This is a genomic window from Kineococcus vitellinus, from assembly GCF_009906315.1.
GTDB classification, from domain to species: domain Bacteria; phylum Actinomycetota; class Actinomycetes; order Actinomycetales; family Kineococcaceae; genus Kineococcus; species Kineococcus vitellinus.
Map to the genome: position 1 here is coordinate 1 of NZ_JAAALL010000071.1, position 17,227 is coordinate 17,227.

Genomic DNA, 17,227 nt, shown 5'->3' on the forward strand with positions numbered 1-17,227 from the left:
GCTCCCGCTCCCCCCGGCGGGCGCCCGCCGGGGGGAGCGGGAGCTGCGCCGTGCTGCACCCGGCCGTGGCCGAGGCGGCGCACCGGGCGGGCGCGGGCGCGGTCGGGCTGGTCTCCGTGGACTGCGCGGCCGGGTTCGACCTCGGCCTCGACCGCGTGGCCGTCGACTGCGGCGACGGGCACGTGCTGGGCGAGCCCTCCTCGCCCGTGCGCCTGCCGCTCTCGCTCGTGGGGCGGCGGCCCCCGCCGGGGCGGGCGGTGCCCGAGGTGGTCTCCCGCACCGGCCTGGACCGCGACCCGCTCGACGTGCACGACCCGGACGACGTCCGGTGGCTGCGCGCCTGCCTGGCGCCGGACCTGCCCGACCTGCCGGAGCGGACCGCGCGGCTGCAGGCGCAGGTGGCCCTGGCGCGGCGGCTGCCCGCGCTGCTGCTGCTGCGCGGGGAGCCGGTGGACCTGCTGGCCGGGGCCGTCGCCCGGGTGCCCGCGGAGGCGCTGCCCGTGGTCACGACGACGTGGGCGCTCTCGCGGGTGCCGCCCGGGCGGCGCCCGCGCTTCCTGCGCCGCCTGCACGAGGCGGCGGCGGGGCGGCCGCTGGCGTGGGTGTCGGTGGAGGGGGTCGGCGTCGCGCCGGGGGTGCCGACGCTGGGCGACCGCCCCGCCTCCGGGCACAGCCTCGTCGGCCTCGCGCTGCTCGGCGGTGCGGACCCGCGGGTGGAGACCGTGGGCCGCTGCTGGTCGCGGGGGCGCTCGCTGGCGTGGCTGGCGCCGCCCTGAGGTGCGCGGCCCGGCGGGGCCGGCGGCTGCGCGGAACGCTGGTGCGCCCGGCTCTATAACGATACATTGGCGACGCGCCGCCCACCCCGGGCCGCCACCCTGCTCGACGCCGCACTGCCGCGGCTCGATGGACGGAGAAGCGTCGTCATGACCGTTCCCGCGCCCACCGGCTCCGCCGGCCGCCGCTCGTTCCTCGCCCTGGCCCTGGCCGCCCCGGCGCTGACCTCCCTCGCCGCCTGCGGCGGCTCCTCGGGCCCCGGGCAGGCCGGCGGTTCCGGCGGCGGGGACGGTCCCAGCATGTGGATCCTCACCGGCCAGCCCGCCGAGGGGATCCGCACCGACGCCGTCGAGACCTTCAACGAGGCCAACCCCGACGAGGAGATCGCGCTGGCCTCGTTCCAGAACGACGCCTACAAGGCCAAGATCCGCACCGCCATCGGCGCGGACCAGGCGCCGACGATCATCCCCACCTGGGGCGGCGGCGGCCTGCGCGACTACGTCGGGAACGGCCAGGTCGAGGACCTCACCCCCTTCTTCGACGACAACCCCGAGCTGAAGGGCGAGCTGTTCGCCAGCGCCTTCGCCGCGGCCACCGTCGACGGCAAGATCTACGCGATGCCGTGCGAGACGGTCTCGCCGATCGTGCTCTACCACGACAAGCGGGCCTTCGAGAAGGTCGGCGCCGAGCCGCCGACGACGTGGGACGAGCTCATGGCGCTGGTGCCCGTCTTCAACGACGCGGGCATCGCGCCGATCTCCCTGGGCGGGCAGTCGCGCTGGACGAACATGATGTGGCTGGAGTACCTCTACGACCGCATCGGCGGCGCGCAGCTGTTCACCTCCATCTACGAGGGCCAGCCCGACGGCTGGTCGCAGCCGGGCTCGATCGAGGCGCTCACCAAGGTGCAGGACCTCGTGCGCGCGGGCGGTTTCATCAACGGGTTCGCCTCCGTCACGGCCGACTCCAACGCCGACCAGGCGCTGCTCTACAGCGGCAAGGCCGCGATGATGCTGCACGGCTCGTGGGTGTACGGGTCGATGAAGACCGACGGCGGCGACTTCGTGACCGGCGGCCACCTGGGCTACAGCACCTTCCCCACGGTGACCGGCGGCGCGGGCGACCCCACCGCCACCGTCGGCAACCCGGCCGGGTACTACGCGATGTCCGCCAGGGCGACCCCGGAGGCCAAGGAGGCGGCGAAGAAGTTCTTCGCCGAGGGCGTGGTCACCGACGCCACGACGAAGGCGTGGATCGAGTCCGGCTCGGTGCCCGTCGTCACCGGTTCCGACAGCCTGTTCGCCGGCACCGAGGACGCCGAGTGGCTGCAGTTCGTCTACGACCTGGCCTCGGGGGCCGCCACGTTCCAGCAGTCCTGGGACCAGGCGCTCTCGCCCACGGCGGCCGAGGCGCTGCTGGAGAACATCGAGAAGCTGTTCGGCCTCACGGTCACCCCGCAGGAGTTCGCCGACGCGATGAACGCCGCCAGCGCCTCCTGAGCGCTCAGCGAACGTCCCGGTCCCGGGTCGTCGACTCGCGCTCGACGACCCGGAACCCGACGGTGACGTCGCGCGGCGAGGCGGCCGGCGCGGCGATGCGCCGGCCCAGCAGCCGGACGGTCTGCTCGACGATCTGGTCGTGGTCGGGGGCGATCGAGGACAGCGACGGGATGCGGAACCGGGCGTCCTCGACGTCGTCGAAACCCACGACGAGGACGTCGTCGGGCACCCGCACGCCGTGGTCGGCCAGCCCGCGCACGAAGCCGAAGGCCAGCGTGTCGGTGACGCAGAAGACGCCGTCGGGCCGCTCGGGCAGCGCCAGCAGCTCCTGCGCGCAGCGCGCGCCGGCGGCCTGGGTGACGCCCGCGTGCGAGCCGACGGCGCTCAGGCCGTGTTCGCGCACCACGCGCAGGAAGCCCTGCGCGCGCAGCGCGAAGGCGGCCCCGCCCTCCGGCAGCTCCTCCTCCGGCGGGTCCTCCAGCGCCGGGGCGCCGACGATCGCCAGCCGCCGGCAGCCGCGCTCGACGAGCAGCCGGGTGGCGGCCTCGGCCCCCTCGACGTTCGGCATGCTGACGTGGTCGACGGTCTGGTGCAGCTCCTGCTCGCCCAGCACGACGACGGGGACCTCGCGGCTGAGGGCGTTGATCTCCCGCTCCGTCAGGCCCAGCGCCGCGATGACGAGGCCGTCGTAGGCGTTGAGCCGGGAGTCGCGGAAGGCGGCCAGCTCGCCCTCGCGGCTGGCGTGCGTCTCCTCGACCACGGTCGCCAGCCCCGCCCGGGAGAAGGCCTGCACGAGCCCGTGGCTGAGCCGGCTGTAGTAGTGGCTGTCCAGGGTCGGCACCGCGATGCCGACGACGCCGGTCCGCCCCTGGCGCAGGCTGCGCGCGGCCACGTTGACCTGGTAGCCGAGGCGCTCGACGGTCTCCATCACCAGCTGCCGGGTGCGGTCGCTCACCGGGCGCCGGCCGGTGAGGGCGTTGGAGACCGTCATGGGGGAGACCCCGGCTTCCGCCGCCACGTCGCGCATGGTGACCATCGCGGTCCTCCTCGTCCTGCGGCACGCCCCGGTCCTCGCCGGGGCGCGGCGGTGCGGTCTGCGTGCGGTGTGCGTCGGTGGGCGTGCGGTGCGTCGGCGGTGCCGCGAGGTGGTGCCCCGCAGCGGTGCCCGCACAGCAGAAGGTACCGCTGCTCTCGCGCCGAGGTCCTTGACACGACCCGGGCGGCGGCTCACTATATCGATACACGCCGGTCGGGCGGCGGCTCTCCGAAGGTGGGGGGCCGCAGCGCCGGCCCGGCCCGAGAGCTTCGAGCACCGCCGCGGCGCACGGCTGCGCCGCGCCGGTGCCGCCCCACCCACCGACCCACGGAGGACCCCGTGCTTCTCGACGACGAGCGGACGGCGCCGGCGGCGACCGCCGCGCCCGGAACGGCCCTGCGGGTGCAGGCCGTCCTGGACGCGGACCTGCCCGGCCCGCGCATCAGCCGCCACCTGTACGGGCACTTCGCCGAGCACCTGGGACGCTGCGTCTACGGCGGCTTCTGGGTGGGGGAGGACTCGCCCGTCCCCAACGAGGGCGGCATCCGCCTCGACGTGGTCGAGGCCCTGCGCGCCCTGGACATCCCCAACCTGCGCTGGCCCGGCGGCTGCTTCGCCGACACCTACCACTGGCGCGACGGCGTGGGCCCCCGCGAGGAGCGCCCCACGATGGTCAACTCCCACTGGGGCGACGTCGTCGAGGACAACTCCTTCGGCACCCACGAGTTCATGGCGCTGTGCGAGCTGCTGGGCGCCGACCCGTACGTGTCGGCCAACGTCGGCAGCGGCACCGTCCGCGAGGCCGCCGAGTGGATCGAGTACCTCACGCGCGCCGACGACTCGCCGATGGCCAGGCTGCGCCGCAGCCACGGCCGCGAGGAGCCGTGGAGCGTGCCGTTCTGGGGCCTGGGCAACGAGCCCTGGGGCTGCGGCGGCGGCATGAGCTCGGGGGCCTACGCGGAGCTGGCCCGCCAGTTCGGCACCTACAGCCTGGACCACGGCGACAACCACCTGTACCGGATCGCCGCCGGTGCCGCCGACGCGGACTACCGCTGGACCGAGGTGCTCATGCAGAACCTCGGCCGCTACCTGGGCGCCGGCGAGGTCAGCGGGCACGGGAAGAACACCTACCAGGCGATCTCCTTCCACCACTACACGATCGTGGGCCCCACCTGGGAGAACAAGGGGTCGGCCACCGACTTCGACGTCGAGGAGTACTACCGCACGGTGGCCGAGGCCGCCCGCATCGAGCAGATCATCGCCGGGCACGCCGCCGTCATGGACGCCTACGACCCCCGCAAGGAGGTCGGGCTGGTGCTGGACGAGTGGGGTACCTGGTTCGACGTCGAGCCCGGCACCAACCCCGGGTTCCTCTTCCAGCAGAACACCATGCGCGACGCGCTGGTGGCCGGCGTCCACTTCGACGCCTTCCACCGCCACGCCGACCGCCTCGTCATGGCGAACATCGCCCAGACGGTCAACGTCCTGCAGGCCATGCTGCTCACCGACGGCGAGGAGCTCGTCCTCACCCCCAGCTACCACGTGTTCGCGATGAACAAGGGCCACCACGACGCGGCGTCGCTGCCGCTGGCCGTGCGCGGGGCGGTGCCGACCCGCCGCGTCGGGGACGAGGACCTCGCGCTGTTCTCCGCCTCGGCCAGCACCAAGGACGGCCGGGTCCTGGTCTCGCTGACCAACCTGGACGCCGAGCGCCCGGCCGAGGTCGAGGTCGACGTGCGCGGCGTCAGCGCCGGCGCCCCGGTCGGCCGGCTGCTGACGGCCGAGAAGATCACCGACCACAACACCGCCTCCAGCACCCCGGTGCACGTGCGCGACCTCGAGGACGTCCGCCTGGACGGCGGCACGCTGCGGGTGACGCTGCCCGCGCACAGCTTCGCCACGGTGAGCTTCCCCACCGCCTGAGGCCCCACCGCCTCCACCAGCGCACCAGCGCACCGGCTGCCGGCCGGCGCGTCCACCACGACTCCCCAAGGGAGGGGACCTCCGTGCAGAACAAGCTCTCGGCCCCGCAGTCCGCCACGTCCAGGGTGCTGTCGACCTCGCTGTCCCGCCGCCGCGCACTGGCCCTGTCGGCCCTCGCCGGCGGGACCGCCCTGACGGCCTCCGCCTGCTCCTCGGGCGGCTCCAGCGGCTCCAGCGACCCCAACACCTTCGAGTTCTGGTCCTTCACCGGCATCAACCAGAAGGACTCCGTCGAGGAGTACAAGAAGCTCGCGCCCGACGTCACCGTCAAGCTCACCGAGGTCGGCAACGCGCAGGAGACGGCGCAGGGGCTGACCACCGCCCTGGCCGGCGGCAAGGTGCCCGACCTGGTGCTCATCCAGGCCGGTGACCTGCCCAAGTTCATGAAGAACCCCGGCAACTTCGTCGACCTGACCACCCTGGGCGCCGACGACATCCAGGACGACTACGTGGACTGGGTGATGGCGCAGGCCACCGCGAAGTCCGGGGAGATCATCGGCATCCCCACCGACGTCGGCGGCATGGGCGTCGCCTACCGCACCGACCTCATGGCCGCCGCCGGGCTGCCGACCAACCGCGACGAGGTCAGCGCGCTGTGGCCGACGTGGCAGGACTTCATCGCCACCGGCCAGCGCTACACCCAGGCGACCGGCAACGCCTTCATCGACAACGCCGCCACCACCGTCTTCCTGCAGGCCGTCTCCCAGGGCGAGGAGCAGTACTACTCCGCCGACGGCGACGTCGTCTACGACACCAACCCCATCGTCCGCGAGTCCTTCGACCTCGGGCTGGCGGCCATCGCCGCCGGCATCACCGCCAAGCTGGAGAGCTTCACCGACGGCTGGAACGCCGGCATGGCCAAGGGGGCGTTCGCCGCCGTGGCCGCACCCTCGTGGATGCTCGGCTCGATCCGCTCCGCGGCCCCCGACACCGAGGGCAAGTGGGACATCGCCGTCATCCCCGGCGGCAGCGGCAACTGGGGCGGCAGCTACCTGGCGATCCCGGCGCGCGCGGCCAACCCGCAGGCGGCGTGGAAGTACATCACGACGATGCAGTCCCCCGAGCAGCAGCTGCAGCACTTCATCGACGCGGGCTCGCTGCCCACCACCCCGGTCAACTACGACAAGCCGGAGCTGGTGGACCACACCGACCCCTTCTTCGGCGGCGCCCCCACCGGCAAGATCTTCACCCAGGCCGTGCTGGGCCTGGAGCCCTTCGTCAACGGCGAGTACAACACCGAGATCAGCACCGAGCTGCTCAACGCCCTCAACGGCGTCGAGGGCGACGGCGCCCCCGCCGACGCCGCGTGGGACACCGCCACCAAGAACATCAAGACCGCGATCGGCGCCTGATGAGCGCCACCCTGACTCCCGGCACCCTGCGGGGCGTCAAACCGGCCACCGCGACGCGGCCGGTGGAGAAGCGCTGGGAACGGCTGGCGCCCTACGGGTACGTGGCGCCCTTCTACGTCCTGTTCCTGGTCTTCGGCCTGTTCCCGCTGCTGTTCACCTTCTACGTCGCGCTGTTCGACTGGAACCCGATCGGCGACAAGACGTTCGTCGGGCTGGAGAACTTCCGCCTGCTCGCCGAGGACCCGCGGTTCTGGAACGCGCTGCGCAACACCTTCAGCATCTGGATCATCTCGACGGTCCCGCAGCTGATCATCGCGCTGATCCTGGCGCAGGTGCTCAACAGCGCCTTCCTGCGGTTCGCCAACTTCTTCCGCATGGCGATGCTGCTGCCGTACATCACCTCGGTCGCGGCGACGGCGATCGTCTTCGCCCAGATCTTCAACCGCGACTACGGCCTGCTGAACTGGTTCCTGGAGCTGCTGGGCTTCGAGCACATCGACTTCATGTCCAGCGCCGCCGGCAGCCACGTCCTCATCTCGGTCATGGTCATCTGGCGCTGGTTCGGCTACAACACGCTGCTCTACCTGGCCTCGCTGCAGGCCGTCCCGCGCGACCTGTACGAGGCGGCCGCCGTGGACGGGGCGGGTCCCGTCAAGCAGTTCTTCCACATCACCCTGCCCTCGCTGCGCCCGGTGATCGTCTTCACCGTCATCATGTCCACCATCGGCGGCCTGCAGATCTTCACCGAGCCGCTGCTGCTGTCCAACGGCACGCTCACCTGCGGCACGGCGCGCCAGTGCCAGACCCTCTCGCTGTTCCTCTTCGAGCAGGGCTTCGGCTCGTTCAAGTTCGGCTACGGCTCGGCCGTCGGCGTCGCGCTGTTCGCCATCATCGTCGTCGTGGCGTTCGTCAACTTCCTGCTGTCGAGCCGTCTGGGGAGGAAGGGCTGACATGGCCACCACCATCGACCCCCGCCGGCAGGACGACCTGCGCCCGCCCGCCCCGAGGACCCGCCGCCGGCGGGGCATCGTCCGGGTGCGCTGGTACACCTACCTGGTGCTCGCCCTGGCGGCGGCGGCGTGCATCTTCCCGGTCTACTGGATGTTCGTCGTCTCCTCCGTCGGCTCCGAGGCGGCGACCCAGCTGCCGCCGCGCGTGGTGCCCGGCGGCAACTTCCTCGACCTGCTGCGGCTGGTCTTCGAGACGGTGCCGTTCGTGCGCTCGCTGATCAACAGCTTCATCGTCGCCGCGCTCATCGCCGTCGGGCAGGCGTTCCTGTGCTCGCTGGCCGGCTTCGCCTTCGCGAAGATGACCTTCCGCGGCCGCGACGCGCTGTTCCTGGTCCTCGTGCTCACCATGACGGTCCCGGCGCAGCTGGCCGTCATCCCGCAGTACATGATCATGTCGCAGCTCGGCTGGGTGGACACCCTGCAGGCGCTCGTCGTGCCCGGCCTGGTCAGCGCGTTCGGCATCTTCTGGATGCGCCAGCACATCAGCGCCACCATCAGCGACGAGCTGCTGCAGGCGGCGCGCATGGACGGGGCGAACTCCTGGCAGATCTTCGCCCGCATCGCCTTCCCCGTCGTCCGCCCCGCGGCCGCCGTCCTCGGCCTGCTCGGCTTCGTCAACGCCTGGAACGACTTCCTCTGGCCGTTCATCGTCCTGAAGTCCCCCGACATGTACACCGCGCAGATCGCCATCAAGGCCCTGCAGTCCAACATCTCCGTCGACCTCGGCCTGGCCATGGCCGGCTCGTTCCTGGTCACCATCCCGCTGCTGGTGATGTTCGCCTTCTTCGGCAAGCAGATGGTCTCCGGGATCATGGACGGCGCCTTCAAGGGCTGAGAGCCCCCCTTCGGAATCGTGAGGAAGCCCGTGGACACCAGCACCACCGCCCCGCTCAGCGACGCCCAGGTCGAGCACTTCCTCGAGAAGGGCTACGTCGTCCTGGAGCAGTGCTTCGACGCCGAGCAGGCCGCCCCGATCGTCGACCGCTCCTGGGAGCGCCTGGGCGTCGACCGCGACGACCCCAGCACGTGGGACCGCCCCCGCGTGCACCTGTCCTCGCAGACCCACGTGGACGCCGAGGAGTTCGCCCCGACGGCCTTCGCCGCCGCCTGCCAGCTGCTGGGCGGGCGCGAGCGCATCCAGGAACCCTGGGAGTGGAGCGACGGGATCATCGCCAACCTCGGGGTCGGCGCCGACCGCCCCTTCGACGAGCCGTCGGCCAAGGTGGGCGGCTGGCACAAGGACGGCGACTTCTTCCGCCACTTCCTGGACTCCCCCGAGCAGGGGCTGCTGACGATCGTGCTGTGGACCGACGTCGTCTCCCGGGGCGGCGGCACCTTCGTGGCCACCGACTCCGTCGGCGTCGTGGCCCGCTTCCTGGCCGAGCGCCCCGAGGGCGTCCTGCCCGACGTGCTGCAGCAGACCCGCCTCGTCGAGCACTGCCGGGACTTCGAGGAGCTGACCGGCCGCCAGGGCGACGTGGTGCTCATGCACCCGTTCATGCTGCACGCCACCTCGCAGAACGTGCTGCGCGCCCAGCGCCTCATCACCAACCCGCCGATCGCCCTGCGCGAGCCGATGGACTTCGACCGCGCCGACGCCTCGCAGTCCTCCCCCGTGGAGCAGGCCGTCCTGCGGGGCCTGGGCGTGGACCGCTTCGCCTTCACCCCGACCGCTCCGCGCGAGGCCGTCGTGCCGCCGCGGCTGCTCGCCCAGCAGGCCGCCGGAGGAGCGGCCGGCTGACGCCGCTGACACCCTGGCGGGCGGGCCCCCGCCCGGGACCGCCCGCCGCGAGCACCGTGGAGGAGAGCCGATGAGCACCAGCACCGCCCCCGCCGAGGACCCGCCCGGCGCGCCGGCGCCCGAGCGCCTGCTCGTCCCCGGCCCGCACGGCGAGGTCCCGCTGCGCGTCCACCCCGGCTCGGGGGAGGGGGCGCTGCTGTGGTGCCACGGCGGCGGTTTCGTCCACGGCGACCTGGACATGCCGGAGGCCGACTGGGTCGCCCGGTCCCTGGTGGAGCGCACCGGCTGCACCGTCGTCACGGTCGACTACCGGCTCGCCACCGAGGGCACGGCCGCGCGCTGGCCCGTGCGCTGGCCCGTGCCCTCCGACGACGTGCTCGCGGCCTGGGCCTGGACCACCGCCGCCGAGCGCCCGTGGGCGGGGGGCACCACCGTCCTGGGCGGTGCCAGCGCGGGCGCCAACCTCGCCACCGGCGCGGTGCTGCGGCTGCTCGCCGGCGACCGGCCGCTGCCGGTGCCGGCCGCCCTGCTGCTCGTCTACCCGACGCTGCACCTGGAGGGGCCCGAGCCGTCCGCGGACCTCGCGCACGCGCTGGCGCAGCTGCCGCCGGAGCAGCGCTTCGGCTCCGACGTGGTGCGCAGCATCTACGGCCACCTGCTGGGGACCGGGGACCTGCGGGAGCCGCCCGTGGCGGCCGTGCCCGGCCTGGCCGGCCCCGAGGAGCTGCGCGAGCTGCCGCCGACGCTCGTGCTGCTCAGCGAGGTCGACGGTCTGCGGCCCTCGGGGGAGGAGTTCGCGCGCTCCCTGCGCGCGGCGGGCGTGCCGGTCCAGGTGCACACCGAACCCGGGACGCGGCACGGCCACCTCAACGAGCCCGAGCACCCCGGGGCCGCGCGCAGCGTCGACGTGATCGCCGGCTGGCTCGCCGAGCGCGGAGCGCACCCGCCGGCCTGAGCCGGCGCCGCGCCTCCCGCGCCCGCTCCCTCCACGGCCGCCACCGTCGTGGAGCCGCCGCCCGGCGGCCACGGGTCCACCGTGGCGGGCACCGGTGAGTTCCGCGCCGCCGCCGGGTCACCAGTGCAGCCGGCCCGGACCCGCCGGGCGGCAGCCGGGCGGCGCGCGCCACCCGTCCCGATCCAGGAGGTCCCCGTGGCACCCCGACTCAGCCCCTACGTCAACCTGCCCGGCACCGCCCGCGAGGCGCTGGCGTTCTACCGGTCGGTGCTCGGCGGGGAGGTGAGCATCTCCACCTTCGGCGAGTTCACCGCCGAGGGCGCCGAGGGCCTCGACCCCGACGGCGTCATGCACGGCCAGCTCGACACCCCCGCCGGCTTCACGCTCATGGTCTCCGACGCCATGCCGGGGATGTCCGCGGCCACCGGCGGCAACCTCGCCCTGTGCCTGTCCGGCGACGACCTCGAGCAGCTGCGCGGGTTCTTCACCGGCCTCGCCGAGGGCGGCGAGGTCACCACGCCGCTGCAGCCGCAGGTGTGGGGCGACCAGTACGGCGCCCTCACCGACCGGTTCGGGGTCGACTGGATGGTCAACGTCTCCACCCCCGCCTGAGCGGGCGGCGCCGGGCGGGCGGGCGCCGGCGGGGGAACGCCGGCCGGGTCCTAGCGGCCCGCGCCGGCCCGCTGCCCGCGGTGGCTGCCGCGGGTCGCCAGCGCGTTCAGCGCCCACAGCAGCACGCCGAGGGCGACGAGGACCCCGGCGATCCGGTACTGCTCCGGGTCGCGCCCCGACGTCCACGGCAGGACGAGGTAGGCGCAGGAGAGGGCCCCGAGCACCGGCAGGACCCGGCCGGCGGAGAAGTGCCGGTGCTCCACCGGGTCGCGGCGCAGCACGAGCACCGCGACGTTGACGACGCAGAACACCGTGAGCAGCAGCAGCGACGTCGTCCCGCCCAGGACCGCCACGACCGGGGATCCCGGCGACAGCGACACGTAGACGATGAGCACCCCCGCGATGGCCGTCGTCAGCAGGATCGAGATCCACGGGGTCCGCCGGAAGGGGTGGACGGCGGACAGGAACGTCGGCAGGACCCGCTGCCGGCTCATGCCGTAGACCAGCCGGCTGGCCATCATCATGTTGATGAGCGCCGAGTTCGCGACCGCGAACATCGAGATGAACGGCAGCAGGTCCGACATCGGGAAACCCGGGGCGGCGGTCTGCGCGACCTCCACCAGCGGGGTCTCGCTCTGCGCCAGCACGCCCACCGGCACGACCGCGACCGCGCAGATCGAGACGAGCACGTAGATGACCGCGGTGAGGCCCAGCCCGGTCAGCAGGGTCCGCGGGAAGATGCGGCTGGGGTCCTTCGTCTCCTCCGCCATGTTGACGGAGTCCTCGAAACCCACCATCGCGAAGAAGGCCAGCGACGTCGCCGTGCTCACCGCGAGCAGGACGTTCTTGTCCTCCGGGGTGTCGAAGGCGATCACCCGGGAGAAGTCCGCGTCCCCGCCGGCCATCGCCCAGAACCCCAGCAGGATCACCGTCAGCAACCCGGTCAGCTCCACCAGCGTCAGGACGACGTTGAGCATGACGCACTCGCTGACCCCGCGCAGGTTCACCGCCATCACCAGCGCCATGAACGCCAGCGCGATGGCCATGATGCCCGTGTTGCCGAGGTCGAGGCCGAAACCCACGACGAGGTTGGCGGCGAACGCCCGGGAGGCGGCGGAGGCGGAGGTGATGCCCGAGGACATCACGACGAAGCAGACGAGGAAGGTGAGGAACTGCAGGCCGAACGCCTTGTGGACGTACAGGGCGGCACCGGCCGCCTGCGGGTACTTCGTCACCAGCTCCAGGTAGGAGAACGCGGTGACGGTGGCGACCGCGAACGCCACCAGGAACGGCAGCCACGCCGCGCCGCCCACCTCGCCCGCGACCTGACCGGTGAGGGCGTAGACGCCCGTGCCGAGGATGTCCCCGACGATGAACAGCAGCAGCAGCTTCGGGCCGATGACCCGGCGCAGTTCGGGTTGGTTCTCGGTGTCGACCTGGGTGGTGCTCACGAGGGCCTCCCTCGGCACAGCCGGACGGACGGACCCCGGCCACGATCGCACCCCGCGGCCCGCCGGTCCACCACCGCGCGGGCTCAGCCCCGCGGCGCGCGCAGCGCCAGCGCCGCCCGGCCCGGCGGCTGGCCCACGACCCGCGTGAACGCCCGGCTGAACGCCGCCTCGGAGCGGTACCCCAGCTGGCGGGCGACCGCGGCGACCGTGGCCTCCGGCGAGCGCAGCCGCTCCAGCGCCACGTGCATGCGCCAGCGCGTCACGTGCTGCATGACCGGCTCGCCGGCCACGGCGGTGAAGCGCGCCGCGAAGGCGCTGCGCGAGACGCGCACCGCCGCCGCCAGCGAGGCGACCGTCCACTCCCGCCCCGGGTCGCGGTGCACCAGCGCCAGCGCCGGTCCCACGACCGGGTCCACCAGCGCCCCGAGCCAGCCCTCCCGCGCGGCCGGTGCCGAGTCCAGCCAGTGCCGCACGGCCTGCACGACGAGCACGTCGGCGAGGCGGGTGAGGACGGCCTCGCCGGCCGGGCGCACCTGCTCCACCTCCGCCGCCAGCAGCCGCAGCACGTCGGCGACGCCGCCGGCGGCCGCGGCCGCCGGCACGTGCAGGAGCGCGGGCAGCAGGTCCAGCAGCGTCCGGGCGGCCGGGTGGTCGAAGCGCACCGCCCCGCAGACCATCGTCGTCGCCGCGCCGCCGCCGCCGGCGCGCAGCACGGCGTGGTGGCCGTCGGTGCTCTCGTGGGCGAGGGTGAGCACGCACGGGCGGGCGCCGGTGGCCTGCGCGCCCAGGGCGTGGCCGTCCCCGCGCGGGACGAGGACGAGGTCGCCGGGGGCCAGCTCGGCGCGGGTGCCGCCGGCCTCCAGCACGCAGCGGCCCGCGGTGACGGCGTGGAACCACAGGCAGTCCGGCACCGCCGGCAGCGAGAACCCCCACGGGGCGCTGAGCTCGCAGCGGCAGTAGTAGACGCCGGTCATCCGCAGCCCGTGCAGCGCGTCCCCGACGGGGTCGGCGGCCGCCCACGGCGGGTGCGGGGCACCGGTGCCCGCTGCTGCGCTCACCCCGGGAGTCTCGGCGCCGCGGGCACCGCGCGTCCAGGGCGCCGGACGATCGGGCAGGCCCGCCGGACGCGCGGTCGTTCCCCGGGCGGGCGGCGCCCGCGACGGTGGGGGCGCTGGGCCGACCAGCACCCCCGACCGAGGAGGAACCGATGATCACCGTCCTGGGAGCCACCGGGAACACCGGCCGCCGCGTCGCGCGCACGCTGCTGGAGGCCGGCGAGGCGGTCCGCGCCGTCGGCCGCGACGCCGCGCGGCTGCGCGCCGCGGTGCCGGGCGCCGAGCACGTGGTCGCCGGCGCGGACGACGCCGCGGCGCTGGCGGCGGCCTTCGCCGGCGCGGACGCCGCGTACGTGCTCTCGCCGTTCGAGGCCACCGCACCCGGCTACCTGGAGCAGCAGCGCAGGCTGGGCGAGGCGGTCGCCGCGGCCCTGCGCGCGGCGCGGGTTCCGCGCGTCGTCGCCCTCAGCTCGCTGGGCGCCGACGTCGAGGAGGACACGGGGTTCCTGCTGAGCCTGCGCGCGCAGGAGCGGCGGCTGGCCGCCCTGGACGCGGACGTGCTGCTGCTGCGGCCGGGGATGTTCTTCGAGGCGTTCCTGCCCGCCGTCCCGGCGATGCGCGAGCACGGCGTGCACGTGGACTCGATCGACCCCGACGTCGCGCTGCCGATGGTCGCGACGGCCGACGTCGCCGACGCCGCCGCCGCCGAGCTGCTGGGACCGGCGCGCGCGGGGGTGCGCGAGGTCCTCGGGCCGCGCGACCTGACCCTCGCCGCGGCCGTCGCCGCGCTCGGCCCGCACCTGGGCGTGCCGGGCCTGCGCTACGTGCGGCTGCCGCAGGAGCAGGTGCGCGCGCTGCTCACCGCGGCGGGCCTGCCCGCGGACGTGGTGGACCTGCAGCTGCGCATGCACGCCGCGTTCTCGGCCGGGACCGTCCGCCCGCGGGCCGGGCGCGGCCCGGCCACGTCCTCGCCGACGACGATCGAGGAGTGGGCGCGGGCGGCGTGCGGCCCCGCGCCGGCGGCCGCGGCGGTGCGGGGGAGCCGACCGGCGGGTGCGTGAGCGCACCGCGGTGCGGTGGTCGCCGCCGGCTCGGGGGTTTGGGACGGGCGCGGACGGGGGAGGGGAGGACCACCGGCCGGACGGGCCGGACGCAGCGCAGGAGGTCCGATGCCCGCAGCAGCGCCGCACGCGCGCGAGGGCGAGCGGCTGGCCTCCCTGCGCAGCTACCGCGTCCTGGACACCGGCCCCGACGCGGCGCTGGACGCGTTGACCGCCGCCGCCGCGCGGGTGCTGGGCGCGCCGGCCGCGGCGGTGGCGCTGCTGGAGGAGGACCGGCAGTGGTTCGCGTCCGCTCCCGGGCTGGACGCGGTGCTGGGCCGCCCGACCAGCCAGACGCCGCGCGAGGTGTCCTTCTGCGCCCACGTCGTCGCCGAGGAGCGCACCCTCGTGGTGCCCGACACCACCGCCGACACCCGCTTCGCCGACAACCCCCTCGTCACCGGCCCGGAGCGCCTGCGCGCCTACGCGGGCGCCCCGGTCGTCGGGCGCGACGGGCTGCCGCTGGGGGCGCTGTGCGTGCTGGACCGCCGGGTGCGCCCCTTCGACCCCGCCGCCGTGCAGGTGCTCACCGACCTGGCCACCTCCGTCGCCGAGCTGCTGGAGCTGCGCCGCGCGGACGCCGCCGCGGGCCTGGACGCGCGCGGGGTGCTGCCCGAGAGCCGCCGCCTGCGCGCGGCCCTCGACGCCGGCGAGGTCGTGGTGCACTACCAGCCGGTGGTGGAGCTGTCCTCCGGGCGCCGGGTCGGGGTGGAGGCGCTGGCGCGCTGGGCCCACCCCGAGCGCGGCCTGCTGCCGCCGTCGGCGTTCCTGCCGGTCGCCGAGGCCGGCGGCCTGGTGGTCCCGCTGGGCCGGCAGGTGCTGCAGCAGGCGTGCACCCGGGTGGCCCGCTGGCGCCGCGAGCTGCCCGCGGCGGCGGACCTGCACGTGGCGGTCAACCTCTCCGGCCGCCAGCTCGGGGACCCGGAGGTGGCCGACGCCGTGGCCGAGGCGCTGGCGGTCAGCGGGCTGCCCGCCGCGGCGCTGTCCGTCGAGCTCACCGAGACGTCCGCGGCGGACGCCGGCCCGGAGGTGGACGTCGCGCTGCAGCGCGTGCGCGGGCTCGGGGTCCGCCTGGCCCTGGACGACTTCGGCACCGGCTACGCCAGCTTCAGCTACCTGCAGCGCTTCCACCCCGACGTCGTCAAGATCGACCGCTGCTTCGTGCAGGGGGTGGGACGCTCCCCGCGCGACGACCTGCTCGTCCGCTCGCTGGTGCAGCTGGGCCTGCAGCTGGGCTGCGAGGTCGTCGCCGAGGGCGTCGAGGACCGCCACCAGGCGGCGGCCCTGGCGGCCCTGGGGGTCCGCCGCGCCCAGGGCCACCTGTTCTCCGCGGCGTGCAGCGCCGAGCAGCTGGAGGAGCGCCTCCTGCGCGAGCACGCCTGAGCCCCGCCCGCACCGCGCTCCGCCCGCGCCGGCCCGCTGCGCCCGGGGCGCGACGCTGCCACCATGGCCTGGCCCGCTCCAGCGGCTTCTCCTCGCCGGCGGTCGGGTGGACAGCACCGGGGCCTCGGCGCGCAGCCGTCCTCCCCGGCCGGGCAGAGGAGCAGCAGTGGCGCACCCCGGACCCCCCGACGTGGCCGCCCCGCACCCCGCGGACGCCGCGGGCACCGCCGCGGCCGAGCGCCTGGTGGAGGTGTTCCGCGACTTCGCCCGCTGCGCGGCCGGTCCCTTCGACGTCTCCGACGTGCTGCGCGAGCTGGCGGCGGCGGCCACCCGCCTGCTGGACGTGGAGGGCGTCGGGGTCGTCCACCGCGCGGGCGAGCGGATGCGGCTGGTCCAGGCCAGCGCCGGGGCCGCCCGCGACGCGGAGGAGCTGCAGGACGCGCTGCAGGACGGCCCGTGCGGGGACGCCCTCCGCAGCGCGGCGCTCGTCGTGGAGGAGGACCTGGGCTCCCGCCTGGAGCGCTGGCCGGAGTTCACCGTCCACGCCGCGTCGCAGGGCCTGCACGCGGTGGCCAGCGTGCCGCTCGTGGCGCGCGGCGAGGTGTGGGGGGCGCTGGACCTCTTCCGCGCGCTGCCGGGCCCCTTCGCGGCGCAGGACCTGGAGACGGCGCAGGTGCTGGCCGAGGTCGCGTGCGGGTACGTGCTGGCCGCCCACGACCGCGACCAGGCCCGGCGCGCCCAGCAGCGGGCGGCGCACGCCGCCACCCACGACCCGCTGACCGGCCTGCCCAACCGGGTGCTGCTCGTCGACCGCCTCGCGCACGCGGTGGCCACCGCGCAGCGGCACGGGTCGCCGCTGGCGGTGCTGTTCCTGGACCTGGACGGCTTCAAGCAGGTCAACGACACCCACGGCCACCACGTCGGCGACCTGCTGCTCGTCGAGGTCGCCCGCCGGCTGGGCGCGGCCGTCCGCGTCGAGGACACCGTCGCGCGGCTGGGCGGGGACGAGTTCGTCGTCGTCTGCGAGGACCTGCCCGCCGGCGACGCCGGTGGCGCCGGCGGCGTCTCGGCCGGCTCGCTCAGCGCGGTCCTCGCACGGATCCGCGCCGCGATGACGCGGCCCGCGCTGCTGGCGGGGGTGCGGGTGCGGGTCGGCGTCAGCATCGGGGTGGCCGTGACCAGCCCGTCGCGGGCCGTCTCCCCGGCCGGGCACGTCGACGAGGTCCTGCGCACGGCCGACCGGGCGATGTACCGGGCCAAGCGGCGGGCCAGGGAG

General features: G+C 74.9%; 15 protein-coding genes. 12 read left to right on the top strand and 3 right to left on the bottom strand.

Translation table 11 applies throughout. From position 1 onward, the window contains the following. The coding region (locus GTQ99_RS08765) for a DUF2332 domain-containing protein (protein ID WP_166615360.1) at positions 1 to 776 on the top strand (776 nt) is incomplete at its 5' end. Positions 777 to 923: 147 nt separating this feature from the next. Continuing rightward, on the top strand, positions 924 to 2,273 hold the full coding sequence (locus GTQ99_RS08770) for an extracellular solute-binding protein (protein ID WP_166615361.1): 1,350 nt from the start codon (positions 924 to 926) through the stop codon (positions 2,271 to 2,273). Positions 2,274 to 2,277: 4 nt separating this feature from the next. On the opposite strand, the gene GTQ99_RS08775 is transcribed toward GTQ99_RS08770, so the two are convergent. Beyond that, positions 2,278 to 3,309 carry a LacI family DNA-binding transcriptional regulator gene (locus tag GTQ99_RS08775; protein WP_166615362.1) on the bottom strand — a complete coding sequence of 344 codons (1,032 nt, stop codon included), beginning with the start codon at positions 3,307 to 3,309 and terminating at the stop codon, positions 2,278 to 2,280. A gap of 396 nt (positions 3,310 to 3,705) precedes the next feature. On the opposite strand from GTQ99_RS08775, the gene GTQ99_RS08780 reads away from it, so the two are divergent. The 7 genes from GTQ99_RS08780 to GTQ99_RS08810 all read left to right on the top strand — a co-directional run bounded on the left by GTQ99_RS08780 (position 3,706) and on the right by GTQ99_RS08810 (position 10,962). Next, complete coding sequence (locus GTQ99_RS08780) at positions 3,706 to 5,232, top strand: alpha-N-arabinofuranosidase (RefSeq protein ID WP_166615371.1); 1,527 nt, start codon at positions 3,706 to 3,708, stop codon at positions 5,230 to 5,232. An 83-nt stretch (positions 5,233 to 5,315) separates the two neighbouring features. Further along, positions 5,316 to 6,644 carry an ABC transporter substrate-binding protein gene (locus GTQ99_RS08785; protein ID WP_338074855.1) on the top strand — a complete coding sequence of 443 codons (1,329 nt, stop codon included), beginning with the start codon at positions 5,316 to 5,318 and terminating at the stop codon, positions 6,642 to 6,644. Continuing rightward, positions 6,644 to 7,594 carry a carbohydrate ABC transporter permease gene (locus GTQ99_RS08790; protein WP_166615363.1) on the top strand — a complete coding sequence of 317 codons (951 nt, stop codon included), beginning with the start codon at positions 6,644 to 6,646 and terminating at the stop codon, positions 7,592 to 7,594. The genes GTQ99_RS08785 and GTQ99_RS08790 overlap by 1 nt, the downstream gene beginning before the upstream one ends. Before the next feature lies 1 nt (position 7,595). Beyond that, on the top strand, positions 7,596 to 8,489 hold the full coding sequence (locus tag GTQ99_RS08795) for a carbohydrate ABC transporter permease (RefSeq protein ID WP_166615364.1): 894 nt from the start codon (positions 7,596 to 7,598) through the stop codon (positions 8,487 to 8,489). Between the two features lie 30 nt (positions 8,490 to 8,519). Continuing rightward, complete coding sequence (locus tag GTQ99_RS08800) at positions 8,520 to 9,395, top strand: phytanoyl-CoA dioxygenase family protein (RefSeq protein WP_166615365.1); 876 nt, start codon at positions 8,520 to 8,522, stop codon at positions 9,393 to 9,395. A gap of 70 nt (positions 9,396 to 9,465) precedes the next feature. After that, positions 9,466 to 10,350, top strand: a complete 885-nt coding sequence (locus GTQ99_RS08805; RefSeq protein ID WP_166615366.1) for an alpha/beta hydrolase — start codon at positions 9,466 to 9,468, stop codon at positions 10,348 to 10,350. A gap of 195 nt (positions 10,351 to 10,545) precedes the next feature. Continuing rightward, entirely contained in the window at positions 10,546 to 10,962 is a 417-nt protein-coding gene (locus GTQ99_RS08810) for a VOC family protein (RefSeq protein WP_166615367.1), read from the top strand. Between the two features lie 50 nt (positions 10,963 to 11,012). Here the strand turns inward: GTQ99_RS08810 and GTQ99_RS08815 are convergent, their stop codons facing one another. Together GTQ99_RS08815 and GTQ99_RS08820 are read right to left on the bottom strand one after the other, a co-directional pair. After that, positions 11,013 to 12,413, bottom strand: coding sequence for an amino acid permease (locus GTQ99_RS08815; protein ID WP_166615368.1), 1,401 nt, complete (start codon positions 12,411 to 12,413; stop codon positions 11,013 to 11,015). Between the two features lie 83 nt (positions 12,414 to 12,496). Continuing rightward, complete coding sequence (locus tag GTQ99_RS08820; protein WP_205707085.1) at positions 12,497 to 13,471, bottom strand: cupin domain-containing protein; 975 nt, start codon at positions 13,469 to 13,471, stop codon at positions 12,497 to 12,499. A gap of 149 nt (positions 13,472 to 13,620) precedes the next feature. Between GTQ99_RS08820 and GTQ99_RS08825 the strand changes: the two genes are divergently transcribed. From GTQ99_RS08825 to GTQ99_RS08835, 3 genes are all read left to right on the top strand, one after another. Continuing rightward, positions 13,621 to 14,529 carry an NAD(P)H-binding protein gene (locus tag GTQ99_RS08825; protein WP_166615369.1) on the top strand — a complete coding sequence of 303 codons (909 nt, stop codon included), beginning with the start codon at positions 13,621 to 13,623 and terminating at the stop codon, positions 14,527 to 14,529. A gap of 108 nt (positions 14,530 to 14,637) precedes the next feature. Continuing rightward, complete coding sequence (locus tag GTQ99_RS08830; RefSeq protein WP_166615370.1) at positions 14,638 to 15,951, top strand: sensor domain-containing phosphodiesterase; 1,314 nt, start codon at positions 14,638 to 14,640, stop codon at positions 15,949 to 15,951. 166 nt (positions 15,952 to 16,117) lie between these two features. After that, positions 16,118 to 17,227 (top strand): diguanylate cyclase domain-containing protein (locus GTQ99_RS08835; RefSeq protein ID WP_205707086.1); only part of this gene is annotated, 1,110 nt, incomplete at its 3' end.

Bases quoted from the DNA above. Each gene is read 5' to 3' on its own strand.
- GTQ99_RS08770 (WP_166615361.1), top strand. From the start codon at position 924: ATGACCGTTCCCGCGCCCACCGGCTCCGCCGGCCGCCGCTCGTTCCTC.
- GTQ99_RS08775 (WP_166615362.1), bottom strand. From the start codon at position 3,309: ATGGTCACCATGCGCGACGTGGCGGCGGAAGCCGGGGTCTCCCCCATG.
- GTQ99_RS08790 (WP_166615363.1), top strand. From the start codon at position 6,644: ATGAGCGCCACCCTGACTCCCGGCACCCTGCGGGGCGTCAAACCGGCC.
- GTQ99_RS08795 (WP_166615364.1), top strand. From the start codon at position 7,596: ATGGCCACCACCATCGACCCCCGCCGGCAGGACGACCTGCGCCCGCCC.
- GTQ99_RS08805 (WP_166615366.1), top strand. From the start codon at position 9,466: ATGAGCACCAGCACCGCCCCCGCCGAGGACCCGCCCGGCGCGCCGGCG.
- GTQ99_RS08825 (WP_166615369.1), top strand. From the start codon at position 13,621: ATGATCACCGTCCTGGGAGCCACCGGGAACACCGGCCGCCGCGTCGCG.
- GTQ99_RS08830 (WP_166615370.1), top strand. From the start codon at position 14,638: ATGCCCGCAGCAGCGCCGCACGCGCGCGAGGGCGAGCGGCTGGCCTCC.